We start from the raw sequence: 25,413 nt of genomic DNA on the forward strand, positions 1-25,413 counted from the left end.
TTTTTAAACCAGGAAACAGTACCTCTGACAATGAATTTACAGCATCACTTTCTTATTGCCATGCCTGCTCTCCAGGATCCGATTTTCCGCCGCGCCGTGGTCTATATTTGTGAATACAACGAAGACGGCGCGATGGGGATTATCATCAATAAGCCGCTGGAAAACCTTCAGGTTGAAGGGATTCTGGACAAGCTGAAAATCCCTGCTGAAGCGCGGCTGCCGGAAATCCGTCTTGATAAACCGGTGATGCTCGGCGGCCCGCTTGCAGAAGATCGTGGTTTTATCCTGCATACCCCGCCGGTTTTCTCGTCCAGCATTCGTATCTCCGATAACACCGTCGTCACCACCTCTCGCGATGTGCTTGAAACGCTGGGCACTGCCAGTCAGCCTTCTGAGGTGCTGGTTGCGCTCGGTTACGCCTCCTGGGAAAAAGGGCAGCTGGAACAAGAAATTCTGGATAACGCCTGGCTGACGGCCCCTGCGGATATGAATATCCTGTTTAAAACCCCTATCGCCGATCGCTGGCGTGACGCGGCAAAACTGATTGGCATTGATATTCTGACCATGCCTGGCGTTGCGGGGCACGCGTAATGAGCGGCACCCTTCTCGCCTTCGACTTCGGCACCAAAAGCATCGGCGTCGCTGTGGGTCAACGGATCACCGGCACCGCTCGCCCGCTCACTGCGCTGAAAGCTAACGACGGCACGCCGGACTGGAACCTTATTGAGCGCTTGCTCAAAGAGTGGCAGCCGGACGACGTGATTGTCGGTCTGCCGCTGAACATGGACGGCACCGAGCAGCCGCTTACCGCCCGCGCGCGCAAGTTCGCGAACAAAATCCATGGCCGCTTTGGTGTCTCCGTTAAGCTGCACGATGAACGTTTGAGCACCGTCGAGGCACGCGCTGGCCTGTTCGAGCACGGTGGCTTCCGGGCGTTGAACAAAGGCAGCGTGGATTCAGCTTCAGCCGTCATTATCCTCGAAAGCTATTTCGACCAGGGTTACTGAGCGCCGGGGCCTACAGCCGCCCCTGCGCCCGTCGCTCCGCCAGACTCTGCTCAAAGTTCTGCATCCCCGCCTGCTGCCCCGTTTGAATAATGCCCGGCAGTTGCCAGGTTTTGCCTTCGCGGATCAAGTTTGCCGCCGCCGAGGTATTCACCAGCAGCTCATACAGCGCCACGCGCCCGCCCTGGACATCCTGACGCAGCTTCTGCGCCAGAACCGCACGCAGGCTTCCCGCCAGCTGATTACGCACCGGATCTTTCTCCTGCGCCGGAAAGGTATCGACCAGGCGCTCGATCGCCTGCGCCGCACCGCGCGTGTGCAGCGTGGCCAACACCAGATGGCCGGTTTCCGCCGCCGTCAGCGCCAGGCGTATCGTCTCGCTGTCGCGCAGCTCACCAAGCAGAATCACATCCGGATCTTCACGCAGCGCGCTGCGCAGCGCCTCGGCAAAGGACGGGCTGTGCTGGCCTATCTCCCGCTGCCGGATGAGGCAACGTTCACTCTGGTACATAAACTCCACCGGATCTTCAAGGGTCAGAATGTGCCCGTCCGTCTGGTGATTGAGAAAATCGACCATCGCGGCCAGAGTGGTCGATTTCCCGCTGCCGGTGGCGCCGGTGACCAGAATCAGGCCATTGTCATTGGACAAAAGCTCCGGGATCGCGCGCGGCACGCCTAATGCAGAGAGCTGCGGGCACGTCAGCGGCAACAGGCGCAGCGCGATCGAAACGCCGTGCATATGCTTAAACGCACTGCCGCGCAGCCGCTGACCGCCTGTGAGGGTAACGGCAAAATCCACCTGCCCGTTTGCCCACCAGGCGCCCTGCTGTTCGTCATTGAGCCACGCTTTTAATAACGCCTCCACATCCGGGGGCGGAAACGGCGCAGGTTCAAGACGGCCTGACCTGCGCCAGCGCGGTGGTGAATCACTGCACAGGTGTAGATCGGAGACGTTATGCTTTACACTAAGGGCCACAATTTCTTCCACATCCATAGACAACTCCTCGGAAAATGAACGACATTGCGCATAACCTGGCACAGGTCCGGGACAAAATCTCAGCCGCGGCAACGCGTTGCGGCCGTGCTCCAGAAGAAATTACGTTGCTTGCAGTCAGCAAAACCAAGCCTGCGAGCGCCATCGCAGAAGCGATAGCCGCCGGTCATCGTGCCTTTGGTGAAAACTATGTGCAGGAAGGCGTAGATAAGATTCTCGCTTTCCGGGAACGGGGAAATGCAGACCTGCAATGGCACTTTATCGGTCCGCTACAGTCGAACAAAAGCCGTCTGGTAGCAGAGCACTTCGACTGGTGTCACACCATCGATCGTCTGCGTATCGCTACCCGTTTGAGCGACCAGCGCCCTATTGAGATGCCAGCGCTTAACGTGCTAATTCAAATCAACATCAGCGATGAAAACAGCAAGTCCGGCATTACGCTGAGCGAACTGGATGCGCTGGCGGCGGACGTGGCGGCGCTGCCGCGCTTAATCCTGCGCGGGCTGATGGCTATCCCGGCGCCAGAGTCAAGTTATGAAAGGCAGTTTGCCGTAGCACAGCAAATGGCTGTAGCATTTGAGGCGCTTAAAGCGCGCTATGACACGGTAGACACGCTTTCTCTGGGCATGTCGGATGATATGGAAGCCGCCATCGCGGCAGGCAGCACCATGGTGCGCATCGGCACGGCAATTTTCGGTGCGCGCGATTACCCCCAATAATAAGGAAACCTGAGGAACGCCATGAAGACGTTGACTTTCCTGCTTTCAACGGTCATTGAACTGTATACGATGGCGCTGCTGTTGCGCGTCTGGATGCAGTGGGCCCGTTGTGATTTTTACAATCCATTCTCACAATTTATCGTGAAAATCACGCAGCCCATTGTGGGGCCGCTTCGCCGCATCATTCCGGCAATGGGGCCGATTGACAGTTCATCTCTGCTGATGGCGTTTATTCTGAGCGTTATCAAAGCGATCGTGCTGTTTATGGTCATCACTTTCCAGCCGATTATCTGGATTTCAGCCGTTCTGATCCTGGTTAAAACCGTCGGCTCGCTGATCTTCTGGGTCCTGCTGGTGATGGCGATCATGAGCTGGGTAAGCCGGGGCCGTAGCCCGGTGGAGTACGCGTTGATTCAGCTGACGGAACCGTTGCTGCGTCCAATTCGTAGCCTGCTGCCTGCGATGGGCGGAATCGACTTCTCGCCGATGCTTCTCGTTCTGCTGCTGTACGTGCTGAATATGGGTATCGCGGAACTGTTACAGGCGACGGGTAATATGCTGCTGCCGGGGCTGTGGATGGCGTTATGAGTGCAGTTAGCCCCTGCGCCGACGGGCTGGTTTTACGGCTGTACATTCAGCCGAAAGCCAGCCGCGACAGTATTGTTGGGCTGCATGGCGACGAGCTAAAAGTCGCCATCACGGCCCCGCCGGTTGACGGCCAGGCGAATGCGCATCTGACCAAATATCTGGCTAAACAGTTTCGCGTCGCTAAAAGCCAGGTCATCATTGAGAAAGGTGAACTTGGCCGGCATAAACAGGTAAAAATCCTTAACCCGCAATCTATCCCGACGGAAGTCGCGGCTCTGACAGAACAGGACTAAACCATGCAGAAAGTTGTTCTCGCCACCGGTAACGCCGGTAAAGTGCGCGAGCTGGCCTCGCTATTAAATGATTTTGGGCTGGACGTGGTGGCTCAGACCGAGCTGGGCGTGGACTCCGCCGAAGAGACCGGCCTGACGTTTATCGAAAACGCCATTCTGAAAGCGCGCCATGCGGCGCAGGTAACCGGCCTGCCCGCGATTGCCGATGATTCCGGTCTGGCCGTGGATTTTCTGGGCGGTGCGCCGGGGATTTACTCCGCCCGCTATTCCGGGCCGGACGCCACCGACCAGCAGAACCTGGAAAAGCTGCTTGTGGCCCTGAAAGACGTTCCTGACGAACAGCGTACCGCGCAGTTCCACTGCGTGCTGGTCTACATGCGTCACGCGGAAGATCCCACGCCGATTGTCTGTCACGGCAGCTGGCCGGGCGTGATCACCCGTGAAGCGGCGGGCAACGGCGGCTTTGGTTACGACCCGATTTTCTTTGTCCCGACCGAGGGCAAAACCGCTGCGGAACTCACCCGCGAAGAGAAAAGCGCGATCTCCCACCGTGGACGCGCCCTGAAACTGTTACTGGAAGCACTGCGTAATGGCTAATTTGCCGCCTCTGAGTCTTTATATTCACATCCCATGGTGCGTGCAGAAATGTCCGTACTGTGATTTCAACTCGCACGCGCTGAAGGGTGAAGTGCCGCACGATGATTACGTCGCGCATCTGCTGGCCGATCTGGATGCCGATGTACCGTACGCACAGGGACGTGAAGTGAAGACCATTTTTATTGGTGGCGGTACGCCGAGCCTGCTTTCAGGCCCGGCGATGCAGACGCTGCTGGACGGTGTGCGCGCACGCCTGAACCTGGCAGCGGATGCTGAAATTACGATGGAAGCCAACCCCGGCACCGTTGAGGCCGACCGTTTTGTCGAGTACCAGCGTGCGGGCGTGAACCGTATCTCTATCGGCGTGCAGAGCTTTAGCGAGCCAAAGCTGAAGCGTCTGGGGCGCATTCACGGCCCGGAAGAGGCAAAGCGCGCGGCAAACCTGGCAACGGGGCTTGGGCTGCGCAGCTTTAACCTCGACCTGATGCACGGCCTGCCGGATCAGTCGCTCGAAGAAGCGCTGGACGATTTGCGTCAGGCGATTGAACTGAACCCGCCGCATCTGTCGTGGTATCAGTTGACCATTGAACCGAACACCCTGTTTGGTTCGCGCCCGCCGGTGCTGCCGGACGACGACGCGCTGTGGGATATCTTCGAGCAGGGCCACCAGCTTTTGACCGCGGCGGGATATCAGCAATACGAAACGTCGGCGTATGCGAAGCCGGGCTATCAGTGTCAGCACAATCTGAACTACTGGCGTTTTGGCGACTATCTCGGAATTGGCTGCGGTGCGCACGGCAAGGTGACCTTCCCGGACGGACGCATTCTGCGTACCGCCAAAACGCGTCATCCGCGCGGGTATATGGAAGGCCGCTACCTGGAGCGTCAGCACGACGTCGAGGCGGTGGATAAGCCGTTTGAGTTCTTTATGAACCGCTTCCGTCTGCTGGAAGCCGCTCCGCGCGCGGAATTTACGCGTTATACCGGGCTGCCGGAGTCAGTGATTCGCCCGCAGATTGACGAGGCGCTGGCGCAGGGGTACCTGACCGAGTGTGATGTGTCCTGGCAGATCACCGAGCACGGCAAGCTGTTCCTGAACTCCCTTCTTGAGTTGTTCCTCGCTGAAAATCCTGAAGGCTGATTCAGGATTTTACATCCCGTTCTGCTGGCTGAGGGAAAGGCTGGCAGAGTGTGGGGATGGAAACAATACGTTCATACGCAAAGCAGCTCAGACGCGAGCTGACACAGGAAGAAAGACGGCTTTGGTATTTACTGCGCAGCCGCCGTTTCGAAAATTATAAATTTCGCCGACAGCACCCGGTAGGTAACTACATTCTGGATTTCGCCTGTTGCGCGGCTCGGCTGGCCGTTGAGCTGGATGGCGGACAACATGATGAAAATCAGGAATACGATCGACAAAGGACATTGTGGTTAAACCATAAGGACTGGCACGTCATTCGATTCTGGAACAACGAACTCTGGAATAACGAAGAGGCGGTGTTAGAAAGGATCCTTGAAACGCTGCAAGCGCTGCAACCCTCACCCCGGCCCTCTCCCTGAAAGGGAGAGGGGGCGAACATCCCCTCGCCCCTTTGGGGAGAGGGTTAGGGTGAGGGGCTAAGTGAATTACTTCAACGTCCCCACCAGCGCCTTCCGGCTGTCTTCCAGCGACACCACGCGCTTACACACGTCTTTGCCGAACTGCTGGAAATCGGCTTCCTGATTCTTCCACTCGTTCTGAATCGAGGTTTGCAGTCCGCCCAGACTACCCAGTACACCCTGCAAAGGATTACCGCCACCCTTCAGCACCGCTTTGGCGCCCATCTCGTTGATGCTGTCCTGGAGAATGCCGCCCATCGCCTGGTTCACCAGCTGCTGACCGTCGGCACGCACCTGATCGATCGCCTTATAATGGAACGTCAGGCCATCAGAGCGCGTCTCGATAATACGGTTCATCTGCTCTTTCAGCTGCTTATCCAGCTTCGTCAGGCGGGTGCGCATATTGCTGCTCTCCCCCACCTCTTTGGTGATGATTTTATCCAGCGCCACGCGGCTCTTTTCAACGCGGGTCAGCGCGCCATCGTTGATCCAGGGCAGCGCGGTACGCAACTCGGCCTGGTAGTCCATCGCCTGCTCGCGCTGTGCGGCCGTCAGGTTTTGCGGTTTGCCGTTAAAGGTCACGTTGCCATCCGGCGTAATCACCAGATTGCCATTCTCGCCCTTAACCTGCACGGTTTGCGGACTCAGCACCACGTCATCACGCGGGGTGACGCTACATTTATACTCCGCATGGGCGGTGGATCCGATTGCCAGTAAAGCAACAGCCAGCAACGTTTTGCGCATCTTAAACACTCCCTCAGACAAAATGGGCCAGCTAATGCTGGCCCCGTTCTTGCTTTATTAGTCCCACCAAACGTCGAAAAGTTCGCTAACGCGGACATCTTCCAGTTTGTGGTCTTCAAGCCATTTGCGTACCAGCGCCTGATGCTCTTCGGTGCATTTCCCCACTTCCTGGGTGCAAATCAGACCTTCCCACGCCAGATAGCCGCTACCGTCGAAGGCCAGCTTGTTTGGCTCGATCACCTCGTTGATGAACGCATCAACGTCCTGATCGATCTGCTCAACGCTGGTGCCTTCCGGGAAACGCCAGGCAACGGAGAAACCCACTTCCTGGAATTCTTCGATGTGCATCTTTTTACGCAGACGACGGCTACGATTCTTTGCCATTATTTCACCCTCTCGAACATTAAGTCCCATACGCCGTGACCAAGACGATGGCCACGCTGTTCAAATTTTGTCACCGGACGTGAATCCGGACGCGGTACGTAGTCGTTGCTTTCAGACTGATTTTTATACCCGTCCAGGGACGACATCACTTCCAGCATATGTTCCGCATAAGGTTCCCAGTCGGTTGCCATGTGGAAAACGCCGCCCAGCTTGAGCTTACTTTTCACCAGCTCGGCAAACGGTGCCTGAACGATACGGCGTTTATTATGACGCGCTTTGTGCCATGGGTCAGGGAAAAAGAGCTGAACCATGTTCAAAGAATTGTCAGGAATCATTTTGTGCAGCACTTCCACCGCGTCGTGACACATGACGCGCAGGTTCTCAACGCCCTCTTCATGGGCCGTTGCCAGGCATGCGCCGACGCCCGGCGAATGTACTTCAATACCGAGGAAGTTCTGCTCCGGGCGCGCTTTCGCCATAGTGACCAGCGAGGTGCCCATACCAAAGCCGATCTCCAGGGTCACTGGCGCGTCGCGGCCAAACAGGTCGGTGAAGTCGAGCGGTTGCTCGCTGAACTCAACGCCCATCACCGGCCAGTAGTTGTCCAGCGCGTGTTGCTGCCCTTTTGTCAGGCGCCCCTGACGGCGGACAAAGCTGCGAATACGGCGCAGCGGGCGACCGTTTTCATCAAATTCCGGTGAAATGACGTCGTTTTTCATAAAAGAGTTGTCTGCTTGTGAGAATGTTCGGGAAACGGGCATTATCCAAAGTTAAGGCTTCTATGCAAGCATGGGAAAGATCCGGTTTACAGCAGATTGACGCTGTGCTGCAATCTGCGTCCCTGATTAAGCGAATCGATGACCATGCAAGCCTCTCAATTTTCAGCCCAGGTGCTGGACTGGTACGACAAATACGGGCGTAAAACCCTGCCCTGGCAAATTGAAAAAACGCCGTACAAAGTATGGCTCTCCGAGGTGATGTTGCAACAAACGCAGGTCGCGACGGTCATTCCTTACTTCGAGCGTTTTATGGCGCGCTTCCCGACAGTCACCGATCTGGCGAACGCCCCGTTGGACGAGGTGCTGCACCTGTGGACCGGGCTTGGCTATTACGCCCGCGCGCGCAACCTGCACAAGGCCGCACAGCAGGTCGCGACGCGCCACAACGGTAAATTCCCGGAAACCTTCGACGAGGTGGCGGATTTGCCCGGCGTCGGGCGTTCGACCGCAGGCGCAATCCTCTCCCTCTCTTTAGGCAAACATTTCCCTATTCTCGACGGCAACGTCAAGCGCGTGCTCGCACGCTGCTACGCCGTAGATGGCTGGCCGGGTAAGAAAGAGGTTGAGAAACGCCTGTGGGAGATAAGTGAAGCGGTCACTCCGGCGAAAGGGGTGGAGCGTTTTAACCAGGCGATGATGGATCTGGGCGCGATGGTCTGTACCCGTTCAAAACCGAAGTGCGAACTCTGCCCGGTAAACAACCTCTGCGTGGCCTATGCGAACCACACCTGGGCGCAGTATCCGGGGAAAAAACCGAAGCAGACGCTGCCTGAACGCACCGGGTACATGCTGCTGATGCAGCATGGCGACGAGGTGTTTCTCGCTCAGCGTCCGCCGAGTGGCCTGTGGGGTGGTCTATACTGCTTCCCACAGTTTGAGGATGAAGCCTCGCTTCGGGCATGGCTTGTACAGCGCGGCATTGCGGCCGAAACCCTGACGCAACTCAACGCGTTCCGTCATACCTTCAGCCATTTCCATCTGGACATTGTGCCGATGTGGCTTCCCGTGTCCTCATTCACGTCGTGCATGGATGAAGGCACCGCTCTCTGGTATAACTTAGCGCAACCGCCATCAGTCGGGCTGGCGGCTCCCGTGGAGCGCCTGTTACAGCAATTACGTGTCGGTGCAATGGTTTAGCATCGGCAAGACAAAGAGGAATGAGTATGGCCAGAACCATTTTTTGTACTTTCCTACAGCGCGACGCTGAAGGCCAGGATTTCCAGCTCTACCCGGGCGACCTGGGTAAGCGCATTTACAACGAGATCTCCAAAGAAGCCTGGGGACAGTGGCAGAAAAAACAGACCATGCTGATCAACGAGAAAAAGCTCAGCATGATGAACCCGGAACACCGCAAACTGCTGGAGCAGGAGATGGTGAACTTCCTGTTCGAGGGTAAAGACGTCCACATCGAAGGCTATACGCCACCGGAAAAATAATAACGCGCAGCTGCTGCCCGGCTGCGCTGCGCTTGCACGGGCCTACGGTTTTGTAGGTCGGGTAAGCGCAGCGCCACCCGGCAACAGCAACCCCAAAGCAAACACAACACGCACTCCCGGAATGATGAAAAAACTTTTAGCGCTAGCCCTTGTTGCGCCGTTGCTTGTGTCTTGTTCTTCCAAAAAAGGCGATGAATACAACGAAGCCTGGGTCAAGGACACCAACGGTTTTGACATTTTGATGGGGCAGTTTGCCCACAACATCGAGAACATATGGGGATTTAACGAAGTTCTTATTGCCGGACCGAAGGACTACGTTAAGTACACCGACGCCTATCAGACCCGTAGCCACATCAACTTTGATGACGGTACGATTACGGTTGAAACCATCGCGGGGACTGAACCTGCGGCGCATTTACGTCAGGCCATCATTAAAACCCTGCTGATGGGCGACGATCCGGGGTCTATCGACCTCTACTCTGATGCCGATGACATCACCATCTCCAAAGAGCCGTTCCTGTATGGCCAGGTCGTTGACCAGACCGGTCAGCCGATCCGCTGGGAAGGCCGCGCCACGAAATTTGCCGACTATCTGCTGCAAACGCGCCTGAAAAGCCGTACCAACGGCCTGAAAGTGATCTACAGCGTCACCATCAACCTGGTGCCGAACCACCTCGACAAGCGTGCGCATAAGTATCTGGGCATGGTGCGTCAGGCGTCGCGTAAGTATGGCGTGGATGAGTCGCTGATCCTGGCGATTATGCAGACCGAGTCCTCGTTCAACCCCTACGCGGTAAGCCGTTCCGACGCGCTGGGGCTGATGCAGGTTGTGCAGCACAGCGCCGGTAAAGACGTGTTCCGCGCGCAGGGGAAATCCGGCACGCCGAGCCGCAGCTACCTGTTTGACCCGCAGAGCAACATTGATACCGGCACGGCCTATCTGGCGATGCTGAACAATGTCTATCTCGGCGGGATTGATAACCCAACCTCACGTCGCTATGCGGTGATCACCGCCTACAACGGCGGGGCGGGCAGCGTGCTGCGCGTCTTCTCGAATGACAAAGTGCAGGCCGCGAACATCATCAACAGCATGGCGCCGGGGGATGTGTACGCTACCCTCACCACCCGCCACCCGTCTGCGGAATCCCGCCGCTATCTGTATAAGGTGAATACGGCGCAGAAGAACTATCGTCGCCGCTAAAAACCAACACCACCCCTCACCCTGCCCTCTCCCCAAAGGGGAGAGGGTGTTCAAGTTCCCTCTCCCCTTTGGGGAGAGGGTTAGGGTGAGGGGGCATCAGGCCGCACTCACTCCACCCCACCCATACGAAAATGCTATTTGCATCACAATCCAGACTGCAAATTAATGTGGATTGCATTTTTTTGCGGGAGGTAACAAAACATAACGTTGCCAACTGATAGAATTGCATCAAATAACAACCCTGAATGTTCCTATAACAACATATCTCCCGCTCACTTGTGAGGAAAGTAACATGAACCTTAAGCTGCAGCTTAAAATCTTGTCGTTTCTGCAGTTCTGCCTGTGGGGTAGCTGGCTGACTACACTCGGCTCCTATATGTTTGTGACGCTCAAGTTCGATGGTGCGTCGATCGGTGCCGTTTACAGCTCGCTGGGCATTGCGGCTGTTTTCATGCCAACGCTGCTCGGTATCGTGGCGGATAAATGGTTAAGTGCGAAATGGCTATACATGCTTTGCCATCTGGTGGGTGCGGGGACGCTGTTTATGGCGGCCGAAGTGACCACGCCGGGGGCGATGTTTATGGTGATCCTGCTTAACTCGCTGGCGTATATGCCAACGCTTGGCCTGATCAACACCATCTCCTACTACCGCCTGAAATCTGCCGGACTGGATATCGTCACCGACTTCCCGCCTATCCGTATCTGGGGCACCATCGGTTTTATCATGGCGATGTGGGGCGTGAGCTTCGCGGGCTTCGAGCTGAGCCATATGCAGCTGTATATTGGTGCCGCGCTCTCCGTGCTGCTGGCGCTGTTCACCCTGACGCTGCCCACCATTCCGGTGTCTAACCAGCAGAAAAACCAGAGCTGGAGCACCATGCTTGGCCTGGACGCTTTCGCACTGTTTAAAAACAAGCGCATGGCGATCTTCTTTATCTTCTCCATGCTGCTGGGCGCGGAACTGCAAATCACCAACATGTTCGGTAATACCTTCCTGCACAGCTTCGATAACGATCCGCTGTTTGCCGGGAGCTTTATCGTCGAACACGCGTCGGTGATGATGTCCATCTCGCAGATCTCCGAGACGCTGTTCATCCTGACCATCCCGTTCTTCCTGAGCCGCTACGGTATCAAGAACGTCATGCTGATCAGTATCGCCGCCTGGATGTTGCGCTTCGGTCTGTTCGCCTATGGCGACCCAAGCGCGTTCGGCACCGTGCTGCTGGTTCTGTCGATGATTGTTTACGGCTGTGCCTTCGACTTCTTCAACATCTCCGGCTCGGTGTTTGTGGAAAAAGAGGTGAAGCCTGAAATCCGCGCCAGTGCGCAGGGCATGTTCCTGATGATGACCAACGGCTTCGGTTGTATTCTGGGCGGCGTGGTGAGCGGTAAAGTGGTTGAGATGTATACCACCAACGGCATTACAGACTGGCAGCCGGTGTGGCTGATCTTCGCCGGGTACTCGCTGGTGCTGTTCTTCGCGTTCATCGCGCTGTTCAAGTACAAGCATGTTCGCGTGCCGAATGGTGCGCAGCCGATCGCGCATTGATTGTTGTGCCCGGTGGCGCTGCGCTTACCGGGCTTACAAAACCAGACCGTAGGCCGGGTAAGGCGAAGCCGCCACCCGGCTATTTTATAGCAGACAGCACCCACCCCACCGACAGCAAATCCGCGCTGCCGCCCGGACTCAGGTTTCGTTCAATCAGTGCCTTATCCATCTTAAGCAGCGCCTCGCGATCCCAGCCACTTGCCAGTAATTCACGCGCGTAGCCCTGAACATAGCGCAGCCCCTGAATGCCGCCGCGTGACACGAGATTACTGTCCTGATTGACCGCCATCAGGCGCAACAGCAGGTCGTGAAGCAACTGTCCGTTCCACTGCCCCAGCGCCTTACGCACCGTCGCAAAGCCGCTCTCCGCCTCGCCTCGCGCCCCGGTTAAGCCGTAATGCTGAAACTGCCGCTCCCCCGCCGTTGCTTGCCCGCTGCGCCCGGCCAGCTCCCGCGCCACCAGCCCGCGACAGATGTTACTTACCTCACAACAGAGGCTATCCGCAGAGATATTTTTCACACGACCGGCGGCGAAGCAGAGCAAACCAAGAGCAAAAATACCGCCCTTGTGGGTATTTACCCCGCCCGTGGCGGCGTACATTGCCTGCTCGCAGGCCATTCCCATTGGGCGGAGAATCCGCAACTGCCGATCGGCAGGTTTGGCCGCATGTGCTTCACCCAGTTCCGCAAACCGGGCAAACCACGGCGTAATCGCCATAATGCTGCGGACAAACAAGGCATGGTCCATATCCCGATGCGAGCCGTTATTGAGCCTGTCCACCAGCCCCGGCTTGGGCGTCAGCTCCAGCTCCTGCCACAGCGCCGCTTCGGCAAGCGCAGGCACGTCAACCGGGCGCGGTTTAGTCGCGAGCAAACCAGTCATCGATCATCTTCTCCACGCGGGAAACCACCTGCTCAACGGGATGGTGGTGCGAACGGGAACACGCGTGGGCGGGCTCGTCGCAAATCAGACAGCGTCTGAGGTGTGAACCCAGCGACTGACGGCCCACGAGGCCGTTTTCAGGGCAGATCACGTCCAGATCCCACAGTCTGCCGAGCGGGTGCGTCTGCTCCAGTTCTGCACAGTGCGCTTTGATTTCCGCCGCCGGATGCGCGACGCACCACAATGCTTCAGGTCCGGTGGGTAGCCAGAGCACCAGGCGGTCCAGCACCTGCCAGCGGTTTTCCCACAGCAGCTGGTCGCACATCTGTAACGCCACCCCCATGGTGTTGCGGTAGCGCAGGCTGTCTTTGATTTCCCCGGGCGTGACCAGCGTGAGGGAGATCACCGGTTGTTGATAGTGCGTAAGCCAGTCAGCCTGGCGGGCTGCGCGGCGCTCTTTCGCCGCCAGCAGTTCCTCCAGGCTGACACCCGCCCGCACGGGTGTCGCTAAAGTCATACTTCCTCCTTCACCTGTCGCACAGTGTCGATCACGCTGCCGTCGCGGTAGCGGATCACCCCGACGATTTTGTCGGTGAACTCAATCGGTTTCGGTACGCCTGTCAACGAAATCGCTCGCTCATACAGCGCGTTGATATCTACAACCTTCATCCCTGCTTCCATGAGTCGTTCGCGGATCTCCGGGCGCGCCGGGTTGACCGCAATACCGTGGTCGGTGACCAGCACGTCAATGCTCTCCCCCGGCGTGAGGCGAGTGGTAACGCGCTTCACGACGGTCGGGATGCGGCTTCGCAGCAGCGGCGCGACCACAATGGTCAGGTTGGCTGCCGCCGCCACGTCGCAGTGTCCGCCGGATGCGCCACGCATCACGCCATCGGAGCCGGTGATGACATTGACGTTAAAGTCGACGTCGATTTCCAGGGCGCTGAGGATCACCACGTCGAGCTGGTCGCAGCTTGCCGCCTTGCTGCCGGGGTTGGCGTAGACGTTGGTGGAGATCTCCACGTGGTTCGGGTTGCGCGCCAGCGAGGCCGCCGCCTGGCCGTCAAAGCACTGGGTGTCGAGCAGCTTTTCGATGAGCCCCTTCTCGTGCAGATCCACCAGGCTGCCGGTGATGCCGCCGAGCGCAAAGCGCGCCTTCACGCCGCTGCGCTCCATCTTCTCTTCCATAAAGCGAGTGCAGGCCGTGGCCGCCGCGCCGGAGCCGGTCTGCATCGAGAAGCCCGGTTTGAAGTAGCCGGAGTGTTCAATCACGTCCGCCGCATAGCGGGCAATCATCAGCTCGCGCGGGTTGCTGGTGACGCGCGCTGCGCCGACGCTGATTTTCGCCGGGTCGCCCACGCTCTCCACCTGCACGATGTAGTCCACCTGATCCTGCACCAGGCTGGCGGGCATATTGGGGAACGGCACCAGCGCTTCGGTCAGCAGCACCACCTTGCGGGCAAACTGCGCGTCCACCATCGCGTAGCCCAGCGAGCCGCAGCACGATTTGCCGTGCGTGCCGTTGGCGTTGCCAAACTCATCGCTGCACGGCACGCCGAGAAACGCCACGTCGATGTTCAGTTCGCCGTCCTGGAGTAGCTTCACGCGCCCGCCGTGGGAGTGAATTTGTACCGGCTCGTCCATCAGCCCGTGAGAGATGGCATCCGCCAGCCTGCCGCGCATGCCGGAGGTGTAAATCCGGGTGATGACGCCGCTTTCGATATGCTCGATCAGCGCGTCGTTGCAGGTCATCAGCGAGCTGGAAGCCAGGGTCAGATTTTTGAAGCCCATCCGCGCCAGCAGCGCCACGACGGTGTTGATCACCCGGTCGCCTTCGCGAAAGGCGTGGTGGAAGGAGATGGTCATCCCGTCCTGCAAGCCGCAGCGCTTAACCGCCTCTTCAATAGAGGCGCAGAGCTTGCGGCTGTGCTTCGCCTCGCTGTCCGCCAGCCACGGCGTCGCGCTGTGGGCGGTATCAAAGGGTTTCAGATCCCGCAGATGGGGGAAATTCATATGGAGAAGTTCTGTCTGATTCATTATGTCATCCTTACCGACGCACGCCGGAGGCCGCCGCGCGCTCCAGCACCACCTGCGCGTGGTTAATAATCGGTGCATCCACCATTTTGCCGTTGAGCGACACCACGCCCAGGCCGTTACGCTCGCCCTCTTCTGCCGCCTCAATCACCCGCTTCGCGTGTTCCACTTCTTCCCGTGTCGGGGCGTAGGCGTTGTGCAGCAGGTCTATCTGGCGCGGGTTAATCAGCGATTTGCCGTTAAAGCCCATCTTGCGGATCAGGTCGACCTCGCGCAGGAACCCGGCTTCATCGTTAACGTCTGACCACACCACGTCGAAGGCGTCGATGCCTGCCGCGCGGGCGGCGTGCAGCACGGCGCAGCGGGCGTAGAACAGCTCGGTGCCGTCGCCGCGCTCGGTCTGCATGTCCATCACGTAGTCAAAGGCGGCCAGCGCGATGCCGATCAGGCGCGGGGAGCTGCGGGCAATCGCCACGGCGTTGATGACGCCAATGGCCGATTCAATCGCCGCCATCACGCGGGTGGAACCCACCTCGCGGCCGCACGCCTGCTCGATACGCTCGAGGTGGCCTTCCAGCTCGTAAATATCGTCCGGGGTGTCGGTTTTCGGCAGGCGGATCACGTCCACGCCCGCGCGCACGGCGGCCTCCAGATCCAGCAGGCCAAACGGCGTGCTCAGCGGGTTAATACGCACCACGGTTTCGATATCCTGATACATCGGGTGCTGCAACGCGTGGAACACCAGCATGCGTGCGGTGTCTTTCTCGCGCAGGGCCACGGCGTCCTCAAGGTCAAACATGATGGAGTCGGGGCGGTAGATAAAGGCGGTAGAGAGCATGGCGGCATTGGCGCCCGGCAGGAACAGCATACTGCGGCGGAGTTTGCTCATTTCAGCGCCCCCCAGTTGATGGCCTGTTCATCGGCGGCACGCAGAAGCGCGCTTTGCAGGCGAGCGCGGATCACACAGTCCAGCGCCCCTTTGTCTTCAATAATGATTAATCCCTGGTGCACGTTCATGGCGCGCAATGTGTCGTTGACCACCTGGCGAATCTGCTCGCCAAACTGCTTAATCACTTCGCTGTGGATGACGATCTCCAGCTCACCGTGAGCGGGGGCGATTTTCACCATCAGGTCGCTGGACTCCTGCGTTCCGGCCAGCGCCTCCCTTACAATATTCATGATAAATTCCTGATAGTTATGCGACTTCCGCACTCGCACGATAATGTGCTTCGAGGTGCGCGAAGGTGGAGTCCGGGACAATCTCCCGGATCCGGGAAAACTGCTGTGTCTTGAGTAAACGGCGCACTTCCGAGGCCGAAATGGCGTTGCCGGTGGCCTTGATGCGCGGCATCTCCACCACGTCAATATGCGAGGCCAGCAGGTCGTGCAGCGTCTGGTTGTACTGGCGGGTGATATCGCAGAACGGCTCCGAGCCGATGAAGCGGTGCGTGATGCCCAGCGCCGGGGCGATAAAGTCCCGGAAGATCAGCACGTCGATCTCGCTCCACGCCTGCTGCACTTTGCCGGTCTCCTTCAGGAAGTAGGCCGGAAACGTGGCGCGGGAGATGATGTACTGCGAGCCTTCATGCACCACCACGTTCGGCAGATGCGCCACGCCCGCGCGCACCATTTCAAGGCGCGCGCTGAACGGGAAGAACGAGGCGTCTTCACGCACCACAAACAGATGCAGGGCATCGCACTGCGCCGCCGCCTGCTCCACCAGATGACGGTGGCCGAGGGTGAATGGGTTGGCGTTCATCACAATGGCACCAATTTTTTCCCCGCCCCTTCGCATCCGGCTTAAGGTACGGCAGTAGCGCGCGATCCCCTGCGGGGTGTTCTCCATTAGCACCGCGTTGTTCCCGCTCTGGGCAATCGGCCAGAAGCCGCTGCGGCCAAAGCGCTCCTTATTGCACGGACGGGTGCAGAGGAAGAGGTGAAAATGGCCGCGCTCCAGCGCCGCATTTTCCACCTCTGCCAGCAGACGCGCGCTGAGGTTTTCCCCACGAAGCTGCTCGTTGACCGCCACGCATTTGATGACGTTGGCAGCCAGCCCGGCGCAACCCACCAGCTGCGCGCCGGACCAGGCTTCGACAAACAGCGTGATGTCGTTGTCCAGGCCAAGGCCGCTGTCTGCCAGCAGGTAGCGGATCTGGCTTAAGCGTTCCGGGTGTTTCGCCACAACGGTGTGCCGAAAATCAATGGGTTGCGATTGCATGCTGCCGCCTTACTTAATGTGCTGCCGCAAGCCCGACGGCTGGCGCTTCCACGATCACGTTGCTGAGATGACCGATATGCTCGATCTCCACCTCAATGCGATCCCCCTCTTTCATAAACAGCGGCGGGTTACGTTTTTTACCCACCCCACCTGGGGATCCGGTGATGATCACATCGCCAGGACTTAAGCGGGTGAAGGTGCTGATGTACTCGATCAGCTCCGCCACCTTGTGGATCATGCTGCTGGTGTTGTCTTCCTGCACCATGCGGCCGTTCAGCCAGGTGCGGATTGCCAGTTGGTGCGGATCGGGGATCTCATCCGCCGTCGCCATCCACGGGCCGAACGCCCCGGTCTGCCGCCAGTTTTTCCCGGCGGTGAACCAGGTGTGCTGCCAGTCGCGGGCGGAGCCGTCCATGTAGCAGCTGTAGCCCGCCACGTGGCGAAGGGCGTCGTCGCGGCTGATGTTCTCCCCGCCTTTGCCGATGATCACCGCCAGCTCGCCTTCGTAGTCGAATTCGCTGGAGTGGCGCGGCTTCAGCACAGGCTCGTTGTGGCCGGTCTGTGAGTCCGGGAAGCGGACAAACAGCGTCGGGGCCGGGTTGTGCTGGTCAAACTCCTTGCGCTTGTCGGCATAGTTCATGCCCACGCAGAGGATTTTTTCCGGCTGGACAATCACCGGTAAGAAGGTGATGGCGTTCAGCGGCACGTCCACCGCGTCGTTCAGGAATCGGGTGGCCTGCGCCAGCCCGTTCCCCTGCAACAGCGCTTTAAGGTCGCCATAGCGGTCGCCGAGGCGGCGGCCCAAATCAATCACGCCGTCGGCCTGAACGATGCCGTAGCTGCGTTTTCCCTGGTATAAAAAGCTTGCGAGTTTCATTGTTCTTTCCTGAAAACTTAAACGAGGAAGTTGCCCAGAATCAGCAGAGAGATGGAGACGTTAATCGCCCCGCCGATACGGGTAGCAATCTGGGCGAACGGCATCAGGCTCATGCGGTTGCCTGCGGTCAGGATCGCCACGTCACCAGTACCGCCCTGGCCGCTCTGGCAGCAGGAGACGATGGCGACATCAATCGGGTGCATACCAATCTTTTTGCCGACGAAGAACCCGGTTGCCACCAGCGCGGAGACGGTGCTGATAATCACCAGCAGGTTGGTCAGCGTGAAGGCGGCCACCAGTTCATGCCATGGGGTAATCGCCACGCCAACGGCAAAGAGAATCGGGTAGGTCACAGAGGTCTGGAAGAATTTGTACACCACCTGAGAGCCCTCCAGCAGACGCGGAGAGGCACCGTTGCAGAGCTTCACCAGCACCGCCATAAACAGCATGCCCACCGGCGCTGGCAGACCAATCAGCTTGTGACCGAGCATGCCCAGCATGTACAGCAACACCGCCAGCAGCGCGCCGGAGGCGATGGTCGTCACGTCCGCTTTGCCGGAGAACGCAGGCTGAGAGACGGTGGCATCGGCATTGGCGCGATTCGGCATCAGCTGGCCTTCACCGGTCAGGTGCGGGTAGCGTTTCCCGAGCTGGTTGAGGCAACCGGAGATAATGATCGCCGTCAGGCCGCCGAGCATCACCATCGGCAGTACGCGGCCGAGCGCCACGCCCTGATCCATATGCAACAGGGTGGCATAGCCGATAGAGAGCGGGATCGCCCCTTCCCCGACGCCGCCCGCCATGATCGGCAGAATGATAAAGAAGAAGATCTGGAACGGCTCGAGGCCCAGCGCCAGCCCAACACCCATGCCGACAATCATGCCGACGATTTCACCGCACAGCATCGGGAAGAAGATGCGCAGGAAGCCCTGGATCAGCACGGTGCGGTTCATACTCATGATGCTGCCGACGATAATGCAGCAGATATAGAGATAAAGAATGTTGGTGGATTTATAGAACTTAGTGGTGGATTCCACTACTACATCCGGCAGCAGGCCGTAATAGACCAGCGCGGAAGGGATAAAGGTGGCGCAAATTGCCGCCGCGCCGAGCTTGCCGACAATCGGCAGGCGTTTACCGAATTCACCGCAGGCAAAGCCGAAGAAGGCCAGCGTGGCCACCATGACCACAATGTCGCTCGGTAGTTTTCCGCCCAGGCAATCAATCGCAATCAGCGCGCCCGCCAGAACGAACAGCGGCAGAGGTATAATGCCGATTTTCCAGGTATCCATAATATGCCACCAGCGCTCTTTGAGCGATGGCCGCTGAATATCAATCGGGTCGTGGGTAACAGAGAATGAATCGTCAGTTGTGCTCATAATAAGCCCCTTAGTTATTTTGTGCGTTCAGCTTAGAGTCACAAAGGCTTACTTTATGTGAGGGATGGCATATTAAAAGCGAAGTTTTAATGGACGCTATGGTTTTAATGGTTTCTTTTATTTAATGTGATTTATGCCTTATTTATTGCCGTGGTTTTTATGGTTTCTTTTCTTAGCTGAACAAAGAAATAACATTTATTCATTTAACCTTAAGAGGATGAGACTTTCGGAAAAATCTTTTACAGGCTGCGCTGTGCAAGGGATCACAAGTTTTCTGCAAAGCGGGCATCCTGGCCTTAAAAGATGATATATTCAGCCGACCTGTTGATATCTCGCGTGATAGTTATGAAAGTATCGTTTCAGATCAAGCTGTTTATTTCGCTGGTCGCCTTTTTCTCAGTGCTGTTCGCATTACTGGGCGGATATTATTATGTCGATGTCGGCAGGCAGCTTTATCAGGAAATGAGCGCACGCGCAAAAATACAGGCTGAAGAAATTGCGCTTATTCCAACCCTGCGAAAAGAAGTCGAACAAAAGGATATCCAGGGCATCTATGACTTTATGCAGAAAATAGCCGCCCGCAGCGACGCCAGTTTTATTGTGATTGGTGACAATAAGGGGCTGCATCTTTTCCACTCCGTGTTTGCCGACCGGGTAGGCAAAACGCTGGTTGGCGGAGATAACGACGAGGTATTACACGGCAAAAGTACCATCACCATCCGCAAGGGCGGGTTAGGCATTTCACTGCGCAGCAAAGCGCCCATTTTTAATGATGCCGGTCAGGTGGTGGGGATTGTTTCGGTAGGCTATCTCACAAGCTATCTGGACACCATCACCGTCAGCAAGGTGGTTAATATCCTGATTGCCGCCGTGCTGCTGCTTATCGCCCTGTTTATTTTCTCCTGGTTCTTCACCCGCAGCATCAAGAAGCAGATATTCTCTCTGGAGCCGCGCGAAATCGGCCTGCTGGTGCGCCAGCAAAAGGCGATGATGGAATCCATTTATGAAGGGGTGATTGCCATCGATGACGATCTCCGCATTGAGGTGATCAACCAGGCGGCGCGTAAATTATTAGGCTTACGCCAGCCCGCCCGCGAACTGCGGGGTCAACTCATCAGCCAGGTGATCGCGCCCGTCCCGTTCTTCAACGCGCAAACCATGCTTGCGAAAGACACCCACGATGAGATCTGTCGCTTTAACGATCTCACGGTCATTGCCAGCCGGGTGCGGATAATGCTGGAAGATTCATTGCAGGGCTGGGTGATCACCTTTCGCGATCGCAACGAGATCGACTCGCTCAGCGCCCAGCTCAGCCAGGTGAAGCGCTACGTTGATAACCTGCGCATCATGCGCCATGAACAGCTGAACCGCATGACTACGCTGTCCGGCCTGCTGCATATGGGCCGTTATGACGAGGCAATTCGCTACATACAGGCGCAGTCGGAACACGCTCAGGAGCTGCTGGACTTTATCTCGTCCCGCTTTAGCTCTCCGACGCTGTGTGGTTTGCTGCTTGGAAAGGCCGCCCGCGCGCGTGAAAAAGGCGTTGAGCTGAGTTTCGATCCGGCCTGCCGGGTGGATAAACCGTTCCTGCCGCTGCTCGAATCGGAACTTATCTCGATCATCGGGAACTTGCTGGATAACGCCATTGAAGCGACCCAGCGTGCACCGCTCCCGCATGCCCCGGTGGACGTGCTGATAAAGCTGAACGAGCAGGAACTGATTATTGAAGTCGCCGACCAGGGCGTCGGCATCACACCGGAAATCCGCGACCGGATCTTTGAGCGCGGCATCACCACCAAAACGCGCGGCGATCATGGTATTGGCCTGTATCTGATTGAAAGCTATGTCACACAGGCTGGCGGTGCAATTGAAGTTGCCGATAACACCCCACGCGGTGCCATTTTCTCACTGTTTATTCCCGCCACGGGAACGGCCCGGCACCCCGTACAGGAACTGGAAGATACCGACTATGCAACATGAACTTATCGACGTACTGATTGTTGAAGACGAGAACGAACTGGCGCAACTGCACGCGGAGCTTATCGGTAAACATCCGCGTCTGAGGCTGGTGGGGATTGCCGCGTCGCTGGCCGACGCGCAGGTACAACTGGAGAGCAAACAGCCGAAGCTGATGCTGCTGGATAACTACCTGCCGGACGGCAAAGGCATCACCCTTATCAGCAACCCGATGCTGGCCCGCGCCAACTGTTCGGTGATTTTCATCACCGCCGCCAGCGATATGGACACCTGTAGCCAGGCCATTCGTAACGGCGCGTTTGACTATATCCTTAAGCCGGTCTCCTGGAAGCGGCTCAGCCAGTCGCTGGAGCGTTTTGTGCAGTTTGCCGAACAGCAGCGCGTCTGGAAGATTGTCGACCAGCAGAACGTGGATTCACTCTATCAGTTACAGGCGAAAAACTATCGTCTGGACAACGGCAGCAAAGGGATAGAGGAGAACACGCTGGCGCGGGTGCAAATGCTGTTTAACAACAAGGCGGCGCACTGTTTTACGGTGGATGAGGTGGTGAGCGAGACGGGCCTGAGTAAAACCACCACCCGGCGCTATCTGGAACACTGCGTGGAGGTGGGTTTTCTGACGGTGGAGATGCTGTACGGTAAGATTGGACATCCGAGAAGGATGTACAGGCGTAGTGCGACTTAACTCCCCTCACCCCGGCCCTCTCCCCAAAGGGGCGAGGGTGAAAAGACGGCTCCGTGCAATCCCCTCTCCCCTTTGGGGAGAGGGTGAGGGTCCCTACTTCAATACGTACCCATACAGCCGCTTAATCCCGTCCGCATCCTTCTCGCTGTAAACGCCCTGCAACTCTGGGGAGAAACCCGGCAGCATATTAATGCCCTCTTCCAGTGCCAGGAAGTAGCGCTGTACTGCTCCACCCCAGACTTCCCCCGGCACCACGCACAGCACGCCCGGCGGGTATGGCAGCGCACCTTCGGCGGCAATGCGTCCTTCGGCGTCACGAATACGCACCAGTTCGACGTTCCCGCGAATGTACTCCTGGTTGGCATCCTGGGGGTTCATCACCACGGCAGGCAGGCTCTCCTGACGGAACATCGCCTTCTGTAAATCCTTCACGTTAAAGCTGACGTAGAGATCGTGCATCTCCTGGCATAGCTGACGGATCGTATAGTCGCGGTAACGCACCGGGTATTTCTGATAGATGGTCGGAAGCACATCCGCGAGCGGTGTGTCGTCTTCAATATGCTGTTCAAACTGCCCCAGCATCGCCACCAGCTGCATCAGCTTCTCCGCGCTCTCGGCTGGCGTCAGCAGGAACAGGATGGAGTTGAGATCGCACTTCTCCGGCACAATGCCGTTCTCGCGCAGGTAGTGGGCGAGAATGGTCGCCGGAATGCCGAAATCGGTATAGTGCCCTGTTTCAGCATCAATGCCCGGCGTGGTCAGCAGCAGCTTGCACGGATCGACGAAATACTGCTCGCGGGCATAGCCTTCAAAACCGTGCCATTTTGCACCCGGTTCAAAACTAAAGAAGCGACGTTCGCTGGCGATGGCCTGCGTGGGGTGATCCTGCCATGGCCGCCCCGCCACCACCGGTGGGATAAACGGTTTGATCATATGGCAGTTAGCGATGATGGCCTTGCGCGCTTCAATGCCCAACTCGACACACTCCGCCCACAGCCTGCGTCCGCTTTCGCCCTCGTGGATCTTGGCGTTCACGTCCAGCGCCGCAAACAGCGGGTAAAACGGGCTGGTGGAGGCATGCAGCATGAACGCGTTGTTCAGCCGCTTGTGCGGGCAGAAGCGCGACTGACCGCGAATATGGTTATCCTTTTTATGGATCTGCGACGTTTGTGAGAACCCGGCCTGCTGCTTGTGGACCGACTGGGTCACGAAAATTCCCGGATCGTTCTCGTTCAGTTCCAGCAGAAGCGGAGACGTTTCCGCCATCATCGGGATAAATTGCTCGTAGCCGACCCAGGCGGAGTCAAAGAGGATGTAGTCGCAAAGGTGCCCGATCTTGTCGATCACCTGACGGGCGTTGTAGATCGTGCCATCGTAGGTGCCGAGCTGAATGATCGCCAGACGGAACGGGCGCGCCTCGGCGGCTTTCTGCGGCGCGACGTCACGGATCAGTTCCCGCAGCCAGGCCTCATCAAAGCAGTGCTCATCAATCCCGCCGATAAAACCAAACGGATTACGGGCTGCCTCAAGATAGACAGGCGTTGCCCCGGCCTGGATCAGCGCCCCATGATGGTTGGACTTGTGGTTGTTACGATCGAACAGCACCAGATCGCCACGAGTCAGCAGCGCATTGGTCACCACTTTATTGGCCGCCGACGTGCCGTTCAGCACGAAGTAGGTTTTATCCGCGTTGAACACTTTCGCCGCGAACTTTTGCGCGTGCTTGGCAGAACCTTCGTGGATCAGCAAATCACCGAGCTTCACGTCGGCATTGCACATATCGGCACGAAACACGTTTTCACCGAAGAAGTCGTAAAACTGCCGCCCCGCCGGGTGTTTTTTGAAAAAGGCGCCGTGCTGGTGACCCGGACAGGCAAAGGTGCTGTTTCCCATCGCCACATACTGGCTCAGGGTGTCAAAAAAGGGTGGCAGCAGGTTCTCTTCATACCGGCAGGCGGCAGATTCCAGTTCCAGCAATTCCTGTGCTTTACCCGAGATGATCGCCGTGACACCCTCTGGCACCTCTCCTGGCTCTGTTGAGAACATAAATACCGGTAGCTGAAAGCCCGTACGCTTCAGCAACGCGAGAATGCCGCTGTAGCTTTCAACAACCGTAATGACGACTGCCGCCACATCGGTGAAATCAGAGTTATCCAGCATAACCTTTTCGCGATGCGTAGAAACTTTGGATACCAGCTCGCGGCTGACGGCAATTTTCATGGTTTTCATAGGCGCAAATACCCTCACCGAGCGGTGAGACAGGAAGGAGAAAATTCGCGCAATCATGTCACCTTTTATTTTCAGGTGCAAGAAGGAATCAGTATGCGTTACGCCTCCCAAAGCTAAGCGTAATCAGGGACGAACGTGCCATAATGATGCAATGCCAGTGCTTAAATAACAGGAGTTAAACGTGGTAATTGGACCCTTTATCAATGCGGGAGCCGTATTGCTGGGCGGTGTACTTGGGGCAGTATTAAGCCAGCGGTTGCCGGAGCGTATTCGCGTCTCCATGCCCTCCATTTTTGGCCTGGCGTCGTTAGGGATTGGTATCCTTTTAGTGGTGAAATGCGCCAACCTGCCGGTGATGGTACTGGCGACGCTGCTCGGCGCGCTGATCGGCGAATTTTGCTATCTGGAAAAGGGCATCAATCACGCGGTAGGCAAAGCCAAAAATCTGATTGCCCGACCGGGCAAGGCGAAGCACGGCACGCACGAGTCGTTTATTCAAAACTACGTTGCGATCATTATTCTGTTCTGCGCCAGCGGCACGGGGATATTCGGTTCGATGCAGGAAGGGATGACCGGCGATCCCAGCATATTGATTGCGAAAGCGTTTCTGGATTTCTTTACTGCCACCATCTTTGCCACCACCCTCGGCATCGCCGTCGCCGCGATTTGCGTGCCGATGTTGCTTATTCAACTGGCGCTGGCCACCTGCGCCACGCTGATCCTGCCGCTGACAACACCAGCGATGATGGCAGACTTTACCGCCGTCGGCGGCCTGTTGCTGCTGGCGACAGGGCTGCGAATCTGTGGCATTAAGACGTTTGCAGTGGTGAACATGCTCCCTGCCCTCCTGCTCGCGATGCCGCTATCCGCGCTCTGGACGCACTTTTTCGCTTAAGTTTGCGACGAAATGGTGAGAGAGTGTGCAGTCTGCACCGAAAGCAACAAATTTCGTTGACGCCGGAGGGAGGATCGGGTTTAATGCGCCCCGTTGCCCGGATAGCTCAGTCGGTAGAGCAGGGGATTGAAAATCCCCGTGTCCTTGGTTCGATTCCGAGTCCGGGCACCAAATTCATATCAACGGACCTCCACGGAGGTCCGTTTTTGCATTCTAAGCCCTCAAAAATCAACACTTCTACAATCCCTTAACTCCACCCAACTCAATCAACTTCAGCCCGTATCAAGTCCCTTGCGAGGGTACAACTGAGGGTATAGTCTGATTCGATAAAATTTATACCCCTTTT

General features: G+C 57.4%; 28 protein-coding genes and 1 tRNA gene. 16 read left to right on the forward strand and 13 right to left on the reverse strand.

Translation table 11 applies throughout. From position 1 onward, the window contains the following. Nucleotides 1-30: 30 nt before the first annotated feature. Together RY075_RS19180 and ruvX are read left to right on the forward strand one after the other, a co-directional pair. Nucleotides 31-591 (forward strand): YqgE/AlgH family protein, encoded by a 561-nt coding sequence (locus RY075_RS19180; protein ID WP_003860031.1) that lies wholly within the window; start codon nucleotides 31-33, stop codon nucleotides 589-591. Next, on the forward strand, nucleotides 591-1,007 hold the full coding sequence (gene ruvX / locus RY075_RS19185; protein WP_003860030.1) for a Holliday junction resolvase RuvX: 417 nt from the start codon (nucleotides 591-593) through the stop codon (nucleotides 1,005-1,007). The genes RY075_RS19180 and ruvX overlap by 1 nt, the downstream gene beginning before the upstream one ends. Before the next feature lie 10 nt (nucleotides 1,008-1,017). Here ruvX and RY075_RS19190 read toward each other — a convergent pair whose 3' ends face one another. Further along, complete coding sequence (locus tag RY075_RS19190; protein ID WP_109948520.1) at nucleotides 1,018-1,998, reverse strand: type IV pilus twitching motility protein PilT; 981 nt, start codon at nucleotides 1,996-1,998, stop codon at nucleotides 1,018-1,020. Between the two features lie 17 nt (nucleotides 1,999-2,015). Here RY075_RS19190 and RY075_RS19195 point away from each other — a divergent pair, with 17 nt between their 5' ends. From RY075_RS19195 to RY075_RS19220, 6 genes are read left to right on the forward strand one after another with little or no spacing between them, the layout of a single operon-like run. Next, nucleotides 2,016-2,717, forward strand: coding sequence for a YggS family pyridoxal phosphate-dependent enzyme (locus RY075_RS19195; protein WP_047053922.1), 702 nt, complete (start codon nucleotides 2,016-2,018; stop codon nucleotides 2,715-2,717). A 21-nt stretch (nucleotides 2,718-2,738) separates the two neighbouring features. Then, a complete protein-coding gene (locus RY075_RS19200) occupies nucleotides 2,739-3,305 on the forward strand; it encodes a YggT family protein (protein ID WP_003860024.1) in 567 nt (188 codons plus the stop codon). Next, nucleotides 3,302-3,598 carry a DUF167 family protein YggU gene (gene yggU / locus RY075_RS19205; protein WP_003860023.1) on the forward strand — a complete coding sequence of 99 codons (297 nt, stop codon included), beginning with the start codon at nucleotides 3,302-3,304 and terminating at the stop codon, nucleotides 3,596-3,598. The genes RY075_RS19200 and yggU overlap by 4 nt, the downstream gene beginning before the upstream one ends. 3 nt (nucleotides 3,599-3,601) lie before the next feature. Further along, nucleotides 3,602-4,195 carry an XTP/dITP diphosphatase gene (locus RY075_RS19210; protein WP_022651831.1) on the forward strand — a complete coding sequence of 198 codons (594 nt, stop codon included), beginning with the start codon at nucleotides 3,602-3,604 and terminating at the stop codon, nucleotides 4,193-4,195. Then, nucleotides 4,188-5,336, forward strand: coding sequence for a radical SAM family heme chaperone HemW (gene hemW, locus RY075_RS19215; RefSeq protein WP_045332868.1), 1,149 nt, complete (start codon nucleotides 4,188-4,190; stop codon nucleotides 5,334-5,336). Before RY075_RS19210 ends, hemW begins: the two co-directional genes overlap by 8 nt. 56 nt (nucleotides 5,337-5,392) lie before the next feature. Next, nucleotides 5,393-5,755 (forward strand): DUF559 domain-containing protein, encoded by a 363-nt coding sequence (locus RY075_RS19220; RefSeq protein WP_022651832.1) that lies wholly within the window; start codon nucleotides 5,393-5,395, stop codon nucleotides 5,753-5,755. 66 nt (nucleotides 5,756-5,821) lie between these two features. Here the strand turns inward: RY075_RS19220 and RY075_RS19225 are convergent, their stop codons facing one another. Genes RY075_RS19225 through trmB form a run of 3 tightly spaced genes read right to left on the reverse strand, consistent with a single transcriptional unit; the run spans nucleotide 5,822 to nucleotide 7,641 of the window. Further along, entirely contained in the window at nucleotides 5,822-6,538 is a 717-nt protein-coding gene (locus RY075_RS19225; protein WP_003862419.1) for a DUF2884 domain-containing protein, read from the reverse strand. Between the two features lie 57 nt (nucleotides 6,539-6,595). Further along, a complete protein-coding gene (locus tag RY075_RS19230; RefSeq protein ID WP_003862421.1) occupies nucleotides 6,596-6,922 on the reverse strand; it encodes a YggL family protein in 327 nt (108 codons plus the stop codon). Beyond that, nucleotides 6,922-7,641: a tRNA (guanosine(46)-N7)-methyltransferase TrmB gene (gene trmB, locus RY075_RS19235; RefSeq protein ID WP_015571843.1), complete on the reverse strand. Its 720-nt coding sequence runs from the start codon at nucleotides 7,639-7,641 to the stop codon at nucleotides 6,922-6,924. The genes RY075_RS19230 and trmB overlap by 1 nt, the downstream gene beginning before the upstream one ends. A gap of 144 nt (nucleotides 7,642-7,785) precedes the next feature. Here trmB and mutY point away from each other — a divergent pair, with 144 nt between their 5' ends. The 4 genes from mutY to RY075_RS19255 all read left to right on the forward strand — a co-directional run bounded on the left by mutY (nucleotide 7,786) and on the right by RY075_RS19255 (nucleotide 11,887). Then, nucleotides 7,786-8,838 (forward strand): A/G-specific adenine glycosylase, encoded by a 1,053-nt coding sequence (mutY, locus tag RY075_RS19240; RefSeq protein ID WP_170851355.1) that lies wholly within the window; start codon nucleotides 7,786-7,788, stop codon nucleotides 8,836-8,838. Nucleotides 8,839-8,864: 26 nt separating this feature from the next. After that, on the forward strand, nucleotides 8,865-9,137 hold the full coding sequence (locus tag RY075_RS19245; RefSeq protein WP_003862425.1) for an oxidative damage protection protein: 273 nt from the start codon (nucleotides 8,865-8,867) through the stop codon (nucleotides 9,135-9,137). Nucleotides 9,138-9,261: 124 nt separating this feature from the next. Continuing rightward, on the forward strand, nucleotides 9,262-10,338 hold the full coding sequence (mltC, locus tag RY075_RS19250) for a membrane-bound lytic murein transglycosylase MltC (protein WP_003862427.1): 1,077 nt from the start codon (nucleotides 9,262-9,264) through the stop codon (nucleotides 10,336-10,338). A 292-nt stretch (nucleotides 10,339-10,630) separates the two neighbouring features. Continuing rightward, nucleotides 10,631-11,887 carry a nucleoside permease gene (locus RY075_RS19255; protein ID WP_003862429.1) on the forward strand — a complete coding sequence of 419 codons (1,257 nt, stop codon included), beginning with the start codon at nucleotides 10,631-10,633 and terminating at the stop codon, nucleotides 11,885-11,887. 79 nt (nucleotides 11,888-11,966) lie between these two features. Here the strand turns inward: RY075_RS19255 and citG are convergent, their stop codons facing one another. Genes citG through RY075_RS19295 form a run of 8 tightly spaced genes read right to left on the reverse strand, consistent with a single transcriptional unit; the run spans nucleotide 11,967 to nucleotide 19,278 of the window. Next, nucleotides 11,967-12,770 carry a triphosphoribosyl-dephospho-CoA synthase CitG gene (gene citG / locus RY075_RS19260; protein WP_003862431.1) on the reverse strand — a complete coding sequence of 268 codons (804 nt, stop codon included), beginning with the start codon at nucleotides 12,768-12,770 and terminating at the stop codon, nucleotides 11,967-11,969. After that, nucleotides 12,748-13,287 (reverse strand): citrate lyase holo-[acyl-carrier protein] synthase, encoded by a 540-nt coding sequence (gene citX, locus RY075_RS19265; RefSeq protein ID WP_233132208.1) that lies wholly within the window; start codon nucleotides 13,285-13,287, stop codon nucleotides 12,748-12,750. The genes citG and citX overlap by 23 nt, the downstream gene beginning before the upstream one ends. Continuing rightward, nucleotides 13,284-14,807 (reverse strand): citrate lyase subunit alpha, encoded by a 1,524-nt coding sequence (gene citF / locus RY075_RS19270; RefSeq protein ID WP_003862435.1) that lies wholly within the window; start codon nucleotides 14,805-14,807, stop codon nucleotides 13,284-13,286. The genes citX and citF overlap by 4 nt, the downstream gene beginning before the upstream one ends. A 10-nt stretch (nucleotides 14,808-14,817) precedes the next feature. Continuing rightward, complete coding sequence (gene citE, locus RY075_RS19275) at nucleotides 14,818-15,693, reverse strand: citrate (pro-3S)-lyase subunit beta (RefSeq protein WP_003862436.1); 876 nt, start codon at nucleotides 15,691-15,693, stop codon at nucleotides 14,818-14,820. After that, on the reverse strand, nucleotides 15,690-15,983 hold the full coding sequence (gene citD, locus RY075_RS19280; protein ID WP_017382935.1) for a citrate lyase acyl carrier protein: 294 nt from the start codon (nucleotides 15,981-15,983) through the stop codon (nucleotides 15,690-15,692). The genes citE and citD overlap by 4 nt, the downstream gene beginning before the upstream one ends. A gap of 16 nt (nucleotides 15,984-15,999) precedes the next feature. Next, the gene (gene citC, locus RY075_RS19285; RefSeq protein ID WP_032660300.1) at nucleotides 16,000-17,022 is read right to left on the reverse strand and encodes a [citrate (pro-3S)-lyase] ligase; all 1,023 of its coding nucleotides are present in this window, start codon (nucleotides 17,020-17,022) and stop codon (nucleotides 16,000-16,002) included. A gap of 13 nt (nucleotides 17,023-17,035) precedes the next feature. Further along, nucleotides 17,036-17,899, reverse strand: coding sequence for a fumarylacetoacetate hydrolase family protein (locus RY075_RS19290; RefSeq protein ID WP_023314832.1), 864 nt, complete (start codon nucleotides 17,897-17,899; stop codon nucleotides 17,036-17,038). A gap of 17 nt (nucleotides 17,900-17,916) precedes the next feature. Beyond that, entirely contained in the window at nucleotides 17,917-19,278 is a 1,362-nt protein-coding gene (locus RY075_RS19295; protein WP_022651841.1) for a 2-hydroxycarboxylate transporter family protein, read from the reverse strand. A 345-nt stretch (nucleotides 19,279-19,623) separates the two neighbouring features. On the opposite strand from RY075_RS19295, the gene RY075_RS19300 reads away from it, so the two are divergent. After that, nucleotides 19,624-21,261: a sensor histidine kinase gene (locus RY075_RS19300; protein WP_109948522.1), complete on the forward strand. Its 1,638-nt coding sequence runs from the start codon at nucleotides 19,624-19,626 to the stop codon at nucleotides 21,259-21,261. Next, the gene (locus RY075_RS19305) at nucleotides 21,251-21,943 is read left to right on the forward strand and encodes a response regulator (RefSeq protein ID WP_023323736.1); all 693 of its coding nucleotides are present in this window, start codon (nucleotides 21,251-21,253) and stop codon (nucleotides 21,941-21,943) included. The genes RY075_RS19300 and RY075_RS19305 overlap by 11 nt, the downstream gene beginning before the upstream one ends. A 93-nt stretch (nucleotides 21,944-22,036) precedes the next feature. Here the strand turns inward: RY075_RS19305 and RY075_RS19310 are convergent, their stop codons facing one another. Then, a complete protein-coding gene (locus tag RY075_RS19310; RefSeq protein ID WP_109948523.1) occupies nucleotides 22,037-24,172 on the reverse strand; it encodes an ornithine decarboxylase in 2,136 nt (711 codons plus the stop codon). Between the two features lie 181 nt (nucleotides 24,173-24,353). Between RY075_RS19310 and RY075_RS19315 the strand changes: the two genes are divergently transcribed. Further along, nucleotides 24,354-25,067, forward strand: a complete 714-nt coding sequence (locus RY075_RS19315; RefSeq protein WP_338627893.1) for a DUF554 domain-containing protein — start codon at nucleotides 24,354-24,356, stop codon at nucleotides 25,065-25,067. Between the two features lie 95 nt (nucleotides 25,068-25,162). Then, nucleotides 25,163-25,238, forward strand: a tRNA-Phe gene (locus RY075_RS19320). The last annotated feature ends 175 nt before the right edge of the window (nucleotides 25,239-25,413 follow it).

It is taken from the genome of Enterobacter sp. JJBC (assembly GCF_036936505.1).
Classification (GTDB): domain Bacteria; phylum Pseudomonadota; class Gammaproteobacteria; order Enterobacterales; family Enterobacteriaceae; genus Enterobacter; species Enterobacter hormaechei_C.

What these genes read in the sequence shown, in the direction of transcription:
- RY075_RS19180 (WP_003860031.1), top strand. Translation starts at nt 31, where the DNA reads ATGAATTTACAGCATCACTTTCTTATTGCCATGCCTGCTCTCCAGGAT.
- ruvX (WP_003860030.1), top strand. Translation starts at nt 591, where the DNA reads ATGAGCGGCACCCTTCTCGCCTTCGACTTCGGCACCAAAAGCATCGGC.
- RY075_RS19190 (WP_109948520.1), bottom strand. Translation starts at nt 1,998, where the DNA reads ATGGATGTGGAAGAAATTGTGGCCCTTAGTGTAAAGCATAACGTCTCC.
- RY075_RS19195 (WP_047053922.1), top strand. Translation starts at nt 2,016, where the DNA reads ATGAACGACATTGCGCATAACCTGGCACAGGTCCGGGACAAAATCTCA.
- RY075_RS19200 (WP_003860024.1), top strand. Translation starts at nt 2,739, where the DNA reads ATGAAGACGTTGACTTTCCTGCTTTCAACGGTCATTGAACTGTATACG.
- yggU (WP_003860023.1), top strand. Translation starts at nt 3,302, where the DNA reads ATGAGTGCAGTTAGCCCCTGCGCCGACGGGCTGGTTTTACGGCTGTAC.
- RY075_RS19210 (WP_022651831.1), top strand. Translation starts at nt 3,602, where the DNA reads ATGCAGAAAGTTGTTCTCGCCACCGGTAACGCCGGTAAAGTGCGCGAG.
- hemW (WP_045332868.1), top strand. Translation starts at nt 4,188, where the DNA reads ATGGCTAATTTGCCGCCTCTGAGTCTTTATATTCACATCCCATGGTGC.
- RY075_RS19220 (WP_022651832.1), top strand. Translation starts at nt 5,393, where the DNA reads ATGGAAACAATACGTTCATACGCAAAGCAGCTCAGACGCGAGCTGACA.
- RY075_RS19225 (WP_003862419.1), bottom strand. Translation starts at nt 6,538, where the DNA reads ATGCGCAAAACGTTGCTGGCTGTTGCTTTACTGGCAATCGGATCCACC.
- RY075_RS19230 (WP_003862421.1), bottom strand. Translation starts at nt 6,922, where the DNA reads ATGGCAAAGAATCGTAGCCGTCGTCTGCGTAAAAAGATGCACATCGAA.
- trmB (WP_015571843.1), bottom strand. Translation starts at nt 7,641, where the DNA reads ATGAAAAACGACGTCATTTCACCGGAATTTGATGAAAACGGTCGCCCG.
- mutY (WP_170851355.1), top strand. Translation starts at nt 7,786, where the DNA reads ATGCAAGCCTCTCAATTTTCAGCCCAGGTGCTGGACTGGTACGACAAA.
- RY075_RS19245 (WP_003862425.1), top strand. Translation starts at nt 8,865, where the DNA reads ATGGCCAGAACCATTTTTTGTACTTTCCTACAGCGCGACGCTGAAGGC.
- mltC (WP_003862427.1), top strand. Translation starts at nt 9,262, where the DNA reads ATGAAAAAACTTTTAGCGCTAGCCCTTGTTGCGCCGTTGCTTGTGTCT.
- RY075_RS19255 (WP_003862429.1), top strand. Translation starts at nt 10,631, where the DNA reads ATGAACCTTAAGCTGCAGCTTAAAATCTTGTCGTTTCTGCAGTTCTGC.
- citG (WP_003862431.1), bottom strand. Translation starts at nt 12,770, where the DNA reads ATGACTGGTTTGCTCGCGACTAAACCGCGCCCGGTTGACGTGCCTGCG.
- citX (WP_233132208.1), bottom strand. Translation starts at nt 13,287, where the DNA reads ATGACTTTAGCGACACCCGTGCGGGCGGGTGTCAGCCTGGAGGAACTG.
- citF (WP_003862435.1), bottom strand. Translation starts at nt 14,807, where the DNA reads ATGAATCAGACAGAACTTCTCCATATGAATTTCCCCCATCTGCGGGAT.
- citE (WP_003862436.1), bottom strand. Translation starts at nt 15,693, where the DNA reads ATGAGCAAACTCCGCCGCAGTATGCTGTTCCTGCCGGGCGCCAATGCC.
- citD (WP_017382935.1), bottom strand. Translation starts at nt 15,983, where the DNA reads ATGAATATTGTAAGGGAGGCGCTGGCCGGAACGCAGGAGTCCAGCGAC.
- citC (WP_032660300.1), bottom strand. Translation starts at nt 17,022, where the DNA reads ATGCAATCGCAACCCATTGATTTTCGGCACACCGTTGTGGCGAAACAC.
- RY075_RS19290 (WP_023314832.1), bottom strand. Translation starts at nt 17,899, where the DNA reads ATGAAACTCGCAAGCTTTTTATACCAGGGAAAACGCAGCTACGGCATC.
- RY075_RS19295 (WP_022651841.1), bottom strand. Translation starts at nt 19,278, where the DNA reads ATGAGCACAACTGACGATTCATTCTCTGTTACCCACGACCCGATTGAT.
- RY075_RS19300 (WP_109948522.1), top strand. Translation starts at nt 19,624, where the DNA reads ATGAAAGTATCGTTTCAGATCAAGCTGTTTATTTCGCTGGTCGCCTTT.
- RY075_RS19305 (WP_023323736.1), top strand. Translation starts at nt 21,251, where the DNA reads ATGCAACATGAACTTATCGACGTACTGATTGTTGAAGACGAGAACGAA.
- RY075_RS19310 (WP_109948523.1), bottom strand. Translation starts at nt 24,172, where the DNA reads ATGAAAACCATGAAAATTGCCGTCAGCCGCGAGCTGGTATCCAAAGTT.